This is a genomic window from Rhodothermales bacterium (assembly GCA_013002345.1).
Taxonomy (GTDB): domain Bacteria; phylum Bacteroidota; class Rhodothermia; order Rhodothermales; family JABDKH01; genus JABDKH01.
On sequence record JABDKH010000192.1, the window covers coordinates 1 to 6,946 of the forward strand.

9 protein-coding genes are annotated in these 6,946 nt (G+C 61.0%); 7 read left to right on the forward strand and 2 right to left on the reverse strand.

What is annotated here, in order from left to right; all coding sequences use genetic code 11:
• Nucleotides 1-147: 147 nt before the first annotated feature.
• The gene (gene atpC / locus HKN37_09640; protein ID NNE46906.1) at nt 148-558 is read left to right on the forward strand and encodes an ATP synthase F1 subunit epsilon; all 411 of its coding nucleotides are present in this window, start codon (nt 148-150) and stop codon (nt 556-558) included.
• Nucleotides 559-618: 60 nt separating this feature from the next.
• Here the strand turns inward: atpC and HKN37_09645 are convergent, their stop codons facing one another.
• Nucleotides 619-1,257, reverse strand: a complete 639-nt coding sequence (locus HKN37_09645) for an NAD(P)-binding domain-containing protein (protein NNE46907.1) — start codon at nt 1,255-1,257, stop codon at nt 619-621.
• A gap of 91 nt (nt 1,258-1,348) precedes the next feature.
• Between HKN37_09645 and HKN37_09650 the strand changes: the two genes are divergently transcribed.
• The 3 genes from HKN37_09650 (at nt 1,349) to ruvC (ending at nt 3,878) form a co-directional block, all read left to right on the forward strand.
• Nucleotides 1,349-2,500 carry a D-TA family PLP-dependent enzyme gene (locus HKN37_09650; protein NNE46908.1) on the forward strand — a complete coding sequence of 384 codons (1,152 nt, stop codon included), beginning with the start codon at nt 1,349-1,351 and terminating at the stop codon, nt 2,498-2,500.
• 64 nt (nt 2,501-2,564) lie between these two features.
• On the forward strand, nt 2,565-3,311 hold the full coding sequence (locus tag HKN37_09655; protein NNE46909.1) for a YebC/PmpR family DNA-binding transcriptional regulator: 747 nt from the start codon (nt 2,565-2,567) through the stop codon (nt 3,309-3,311).
• Between the two features lie 24 nt (nt 3,312-3,335).
• Complete coding sequence (gene ruvC, locus HKN37_09660) at nt 3,336-3,878, forward strand: crossover junction endodeoxyribonuclease RuvC (protein NNE46910.1); 543 nt, start codon at nt 3,336-3,338, stop codon at nt 3,876-3,878.
• A 21-nt stretch (nt 3,879-3,899) separates the two neighbouring features.
• Here the strand turns inward: ruvC and HKN37_09665 are convergent, their stop codons facing one another.
• A complete protein-coding gene (locus HKN37_09665; GenBank protein NNE46911.1) occupies nt 3,900-4,181 on the reverse strand; it encodes a DUF4290 domain-containing protein in 282 nt (93 codons plus the stop codon).
• Nucleotides 4,182-4,394: 213 nt separating this feature from the next.
• Here HKN37_09665 and HKN37_09670 point away from each other — a divergent pair, with 213 nt between their 5' ends.
• From HKN37_09670 to clpP, 3 genes are all read left to right on the forward strand, one after another.
• A complete protein-coding gene (locus tag HKN37_09670) occupies nt 4,395-4,682 on the forward strand; it encodes a hypothetical protein (protein NNE46912.1) in 288 nt (95 codons plus the stop codon).
• A gap of 180 nt (nt 4,683-4,862) precedes the next feature.
• Nucleotides 4,863-6,182 (forward strand): trigger factor, encoded by a 1,320-nt coding sequence (tig, locus tag HKN37_09675; protein NNE46913.1) that lies wholly within the window; start codon nt 4,863-4,865, stop codon nt 6,180-6,182.
• Between the two features lie 75 nt (nt 6,183-6,257).
• The coding region (clpP, locus tag HKN37_09680) for an ATP-dependent Clp endopeptidase proteolytic subunit ClpP (GenBank protein NNE46914.1) at nt 6,258-6,946 on the forward strand (689 nt) is incomplete at its 3' end.

Sequence of the window (6,946 nt, forward strand, 5' to 3'; positions counted from 1 at the left end):
GGGCACCATCGAGGCTGTGATCGAGGACGGCGAGCGCATGCTTCAAGAGGCCTAGTGGCCTCGGGCAATGGGGGATGGGCACTAGGATATAGGGTTTCGGCCCGCACCCCCCATCTCCCAGTCCCGATCTCCCATCTCCCCTGACTCATGGCTGACAACCTGCTCGTCGAAATCGTCTCGCCTGATGCCGCGGCCTTCCGTGGCGAGGCCGTCAGCTTCCGCGCGCCCGGCGTGGAAGGCGGCTTCGAGATCCTCCGGGGCCACGCCCCGATGGTGGCCGCCACCGGCGTTGGTCCCGTCTACGTGACCCTCCCGGACGGCAAGGTGGCGACGTTCGCGACCTCCGGCGGTTTCGTGGAGGTGCTCGACAACCACGTCATCATGCTCGCCGAGACGGCTGAGCCTGCCTCCGACATTGATGTCGAGCGAGCGAAGGTGGCCGAGGAGCGGGCGAAGGAGCACCTCGATGCGGCGGGCAGCGCCGAGGAGCGCGAGGCTGCGAAGGCCGAGATGGAGCGGGCCCGCACCCGCCTCCGCACCGCGATGGGCAAGGTCTGAGTCCTACGCACTACCCAATACTAACGCGCCCGGTCTCCTCGTGAGGCGGGGCGCGTTGCGTTAGTCCCGGAGCAGCTTGAGCGCGTGCGTCCGTGATCCCTCGCGCATGGCGTAGAGGACCCACACCATCGCCATCGCTTCGATGTAGCGCGCAGCCTCAATGCCGCCAAGATCCACCGTGTCCCAGCCGATCGTGTCGAGCAAGGCGGTGGTCTGTTGCTTGGCCTCGATGCTGTTGCCTGCGATGAACATGGTCGGTGGGCCGTCAGGGAGGTCAGGATCCACCATGAGCCCAGCACCGACCATGGCGAAGCATTTTACGAGGTGGGCGTCGGGGAGCTGGGTCTGGAAGCGTTCGCCTGCCGAGTCCGTGCCACCCACGGCGAGCACCGGCGGCGCGTCATCGGGAAAGTCGAGTGGATTGGTCGCGTCCAGCACGACCTTGCCAGTGAATCGTTCGGGGCCTGCTTGTGTGATGGCTTCGGCAGTGTCTTCCCACGCGGTCGCGAGGATGAGCAGCTCACCAAACGCCGCGGCTTCGGCATACGACCCCACCTGGCCGCCGGTCTTCGTGGCCCACATGCTCAGGTCCTCGCGTTCAGGCGAGCGGCTTCCGAGGTGGACTGTATGGTCGTGCCTGATCAGGCCGGTGCCGAGGGTTTGCCCAACCGTGCCGGAGCCGAGAATGCCGATGTTCATCGCAGAAAGAAGAGGGTGAGCGTCGAGTATGGACCAGCCATCAGCCGGCTGCGTTCCGGTGTAGTTTGAATGCCGCCCACTCGCCGCGCCCATGCTCGTCTCCGATCTCCCCACGCCTGCCCTTCTCGTTGAAAAGAGCCGACTGGAGGCGAATCTCGCCGCCGTCCAGGCGCGTGCCGAGGCGCAGGGCGTCGCGCTCCGGCCGCACATCAAGACGCACAAGTGCCCGGAGCTTGCCCGGTTGCAGGTAGAGAGTGGTGCCCAAGGCCTGACCGTCGCAACGGTACGCGAGGCGGAGGCGTTCGCTGCTGCTGGGTTCGATGACCTCGTGATCGCCAAAGAGATGGTCACCGAGGACGCCTTTACGCGGATCGCTGCGCTCCAAGAGGAGGGCGTCCGGCTGGCCTTCTGCATCGATACGCTCGCAGGCGCCACGGCGGCCTCGCACGCCTTCGCCGAGCACGCTGGCGTGGATGTGCTGATCGAGGTGGATACGGGCCATCACCGCTGTGGCGTCCGCTGGGACGATCCTGAGGCGGACGACGTGGTACGCCGCATGACGCGATTGCCGGGCCTGCGGGTGCGTGGCCTCCTCACGCACGGGGGCCAGAGCTACATCGGCCCCGACGAAGGCGAGACCCTGCGTGAGGCGCGGGTGCGCGCGATGCGGGAAGAGCGCGACCGGCTCCTTGCCTTTGCTGTCCAACTCGGCACAGCACGTTTGCTCGACCCAGCCGAGGCCGTCCTCTCGCTGGGCTCCACGCCCTCCTTCAGCGTCTTTGAGAACGCCGAACATGACGGCTTCCGTATCACCGAAGCGCGGCCCGGTAACTACGTCTTCCACGACGCGATGCAGGTTGCGCTCGGCACGGCGCCGATGACGGCGTGTGCCCTCACCGCGCAAGCCACGGTCATCTCCACCCACCGCGACGACGACGGCACCGACCGCGTGTTCGTAGACGCGGGAAAGAAGACGTTCACGACCGACACGGGTGACGGAACGAGCGGGTACGGCGTCCTCCTCCATAGCCCGAGCACGATGAAGCCGCTGCCGCACGCGCGGATTGTCGGTCTCAGCGAGGAGCACGGCTGGATCGACGTCCCCGGCGGCTCCACATTCGACGTGGGCGACCGGGTTCGGATCGTGCCCAATCACGCCTGCGTCGCGGTCGCCATGCAGTCTGCGCTCTACGTGGTGGAGGGCGACACAGTCGTGGACCGGTGGGCCGTCGTGGCGCGCTAGCTCCTTTCGGTCCACCGTATATTTTCAGGCTAGCATTCTATTCACACGGAACAAAGAGAGCGGCATGGCAGGCCACAGTAAATGGTCGAAGATCAAGCGGAAGAAAGGCGCGACCGACGCGAAGCGCTCCAAGGTCTGGGCGCGCATCACGCGCGACATCATGATTGCGGCGCGCGAAGGCGGCGGCAACCCGAACATGAATCCGCGCTTGGCGCTCGCCATCGAGAAAGGCAAGGCGGAGAACCTGCCCAAGGACAACATCGAGCGGGCCATCAAGCGAGGCACCGGCGAGATCGAGGGGGCCGATTACGAGGAGAACACCTACGAAGGCTACGGTCCCGGCGGGGTGGCGCTCTTCGTCGAGACGCTAACGGACAACACCAACCGGACGGTGGCGGACCTCCGGAGCATCTTTACCAAGGCAGGGGGCAACCTCGGCAACTCGGGCTCGGTCGCGTTCCTGTTCGACCAGAAAGGCATGTTTGAGATTCCTGCCGAGGGCCAGGATGAGGACGACCTGTTCTTGCTCGTCGCCGACGCGGGTGCGGAAGACCTGCGCCGCGAGGATGACGTATTCGTGGTCGAGACGCCTGTGGAGGCGTTCGGCGCCGTGCAGGCCGCGCTCGCCGAGGCGGGCATCGAACCAGAAGAAGCAGGGCTCCAGCGCCTCCCGACGACGACCACCACGCCCGACGCCGACACGATCCCCAAGGTGCTGCGCCTCCTCGATACCCTTGACGAGCACCAGGACGTGCAGGCCGTCTACTCCACGCTCGAACTGGACGACGAGACCATCGCGGCCATTGCGTGAACGCCAACCATACGGCCAGTACCGATGATCATTCTTGGCATTGACCCCGGCTCGCGGTACACAGGCTATGGCGTCGTCGAAGTAACGGACGGGGGTGAAAAGGTGATCGAATATGGAGCCCTTCGACTGGACAGCACACCGGATCATCACCTCCGCCTCAAGAACATCTACGATCGCGTGACTGCGGTTATCGAGCGATGTACCCCCGACGAATGTGCCGTAGAGATGCCGATCTACGGTCGCAACCCGCAGTCCATCCTGAAACTGGGTCGCGCCCAGGCCTCGGCCATTCTGGCGGCACTGAACCGCCAGATTCCGGTTGCCCAGTACACGCCGAAGGAGGTCAAGAAGTCGGTCACGGGCAACGGCAACGCGAGCAAGCAGCAGGTCTGGTACATGGTCCGGTCGATCCTGTCGATAACCGATGCAGACGGTGAGATGGCCCTAGATGCGTCGGACGCGCTGGCAGTCGGACTGTGTCATGCACATCGTGGGCAGGTCGGCGAGAAAGGCAAGCACGTCAACTGGGAGAGCTTCGTACGCGACAATCCCGAACGCATCACATAGCGTCTGCCGGGCCACCGCCGGCTAGTCGTAGAAGAACCCGCGCTCTTCGTCCCTGACCTTGACCACCTCGCTCGCCTCGTCCATCTCAATCGTGCCCTTGCTCATCGTGAAGATGACGTGCGCAATCTTGCGGTCTTTCTGCGGTGCCTGATTCAACTCAGGGTGAGCCTGCTCAATGAGGTCGATGAGAATGCGGATGTACGGGTAACGTCCCTCGATCGTCTCGATCAAACCGATCGATTGAGCAAATAGCTCGCAATTGCGTCCGATCTGCCGGTCGATGATCTTGGTGGAGTTCGTCATCAGATAGGGCGCTGGGGTGAAGTCCGCCGGTATGGTGAGATGAGTCCGGTTGAGTTGCCGTCGCTGGGATACGACCAACCCGAAACTATTATACCTAACAGATCGGAACCATCACAAGTTCTGAAGGCGAAAAGATCAACCTGCAGGCCGGGCGTTTGTCGAAAAACCGTGATCATGGAACCCGGACTGACGTTGGTGCTATATTCGTGCACCATGTTGAACGGCTCAGATCATAACAATATCAGCCCGTACAGGCTCGAATTGCTTCCGGCGATTCCGGCGTTCCACCGTCGCGCGCGCATCGGAAAGAGCCTCGACGAAGGCCAGTTGGTCTACTACGGACCTTCCCCGATTTACTATGGCATCGGGGAGGTCAAACGTGTTGTAGGTCCGTTCGTGGCGATCGACTTCAGGGGGACAGGCCAATTCGGTGTACACGAGGATGTGCTCGAAAAGCAGTACGTCATTCCCATCCCGCCGGCGACGATGTCGCTTCTCTGACCCGATTCGTCCCCGGTCGCGCACCGATTGGGTCGAACCATTCTGCGGTTCAGCAATGTGAAATCAGGATGCAGCATGACACCTTTTCGGTACTGACAAGTCTCACAGTGCTTCCGCAAACCACGCAGGCCCAACAGCGGCACCCGCCGGTGACTCGCCCGCCAGAGACCTTCGAATAGCATGCAGACCTCCATCAAGCAGGTTACGCCCGTCGAGTACGACCTGGAGATCAATGCCGGACCGGAAGACCTGGCCGAGGATTTTCAGGCCGAGCTTCGCAGCCAGCGCACCCGAACCAACCTCAAAGGATTCCGCAGAGGGAAGGTGCCAACGTCACTCGTGAAGAAGCTCTACGGCAAGGCCATCGCGTACGGCCTGGCCGAGCGCTCCATCCAGCAGACGTACGAGTCTGAAGTCATGCAGCCCGGTCTGCATAAGGTGCTTGGCCAGCCAAAGATCACCACGCTGGAATATGAGATGGACGGCGATCTGCACGCCGTGATACGGTTTGGCGTTCGGCCCGAATTCGAAGTGGTGTATCCCAAACGAGTATCGGTGTCGAAGCTCACACACCAGGTGGCAGACGACGAAGTGGATCATGACATCGAACATCTTCGGGACTCTGAGGCCGACCTCGTCCCCGTGGACGACAAAGTCGGCGACGACGACTTCGTTCTTGTTGATCTCCAAAAGGTCGTCCCGGAGACAGGCACACCGCTCATTGGAGAGAAGCGGGAAGACGTGACGTTCTATCTGGGAGATAAGCGGCTCCGGGAAGAGTTTCGGAAGCCCTTGCTTGGTGCGGCGCCGGGAGGAACTGTCAGGATCACGATTCCTGATGATGAGGGCGGTGATCCAGTTGCGTACGAATTGACGGTCAAGGAAATCAAGCGGAAGGATCTCCCTGAACTGGACGACGAGTTTGTCAAGACCGCCACAAAAGGGCAGGCCGAAACGGTCGATCAACTTCGCGAGCAGGTAACCAAACGTCTGCAAAACAGCTGGGACCAGCAGTCAAAGGAGCTTCTTGAAACGAAGGTGGTAGAGACCATCGTCGAGGCCAATCAGATTGATGTGCCCGAATCCGTCATCGAGATGTATCTGGATTCCTTCGTAGAGGAGGTCCGGAAGAACAGCGGAGACTCCCTTCCCGAGGGCTTTGATGAGGATGCTTTCCGGGAATCACGAAAGGACGAAGCCATTTATCAGGCTCGATGGATGCTCATCAAGGACAAGATCGTTGGTGACGAGGATCTTGCCGTTGCGGAAGAGGATCGAGAAAAGTTCTTCGAAAAGTCAGCGGCGGGTGGTGAGATCAGTACCGATCTGCTTCGTCAGTATTACGGTTCGATCAATGGTCTCATGGAGCAGCTGGACCAGCGGCTGATGACTGAGAAAGTCATTGACTTCCTCTTGAGCAAGTTCAAAGTTGTGGAAAAGGACCGAAAGGCATTCGAGAAAGAGATCGAGAAAGCTGCGAAGAAGAACAAAAAGAAGTAACATTGCAGCAGACGCCCGAACGGTTTGCATCGCTTCCGCAACCGGTTTCCCAGACACCTAATCCCACAGTGTCCCATGGTAGATGATTTTGTAAAGTTCACGAAAAGCCTGACATCGATACCGTCCGAGATTTACAGCGGACCGTTTCAGGATGCTCCGATGTCAGGGCTCGTTCCGATGGTGGTCGAGCAAACGACGCGCGGCGAGCGTGCCTACGACATCTTCAGCCGCTTGCTGAAGGAGCGCATCGTCATGCTGGGTACTCCGGTGAATGACCAGATTGCGAATCTGATGGTGGCGCAGCTGCTGTATCTGGCAAGTGAGGATCCCGAGCGAGATATCAACCTCTATATCAATTCGCCTGGTGGCGGCGTGTATGCGGGGCTGGCGATCTACGACACCATGCAATACGTGTCGTGCCCCATTGCGACTATTTGTGTTGGCCTGGCTGCTTCCATGGGCGCGGTATTGCTTGCCGCCGGTGAAGCGGGAAAACGTGCCGGCCTTCCCAACTCCAGGGTGATGATCCATCAGCCCATGGGTGGGGCGCAGGGACAGGCATCCGACATACAGATACAGGCCGCGGAGATCCTGAAGACGAAGCACCGCCTGCATGAGATTCTCGCGACGCATTCGGGTCGCACGATCGAAGACGTCGAGCGCGATTCGGATCGGGACTACTGGATGAGTTCGGAAGAGGCAAAGAGCTACGGCCTGATCGACAATGTGCTTGTAAAGGCGGCACTTCCGAAGAAGGAGGAATA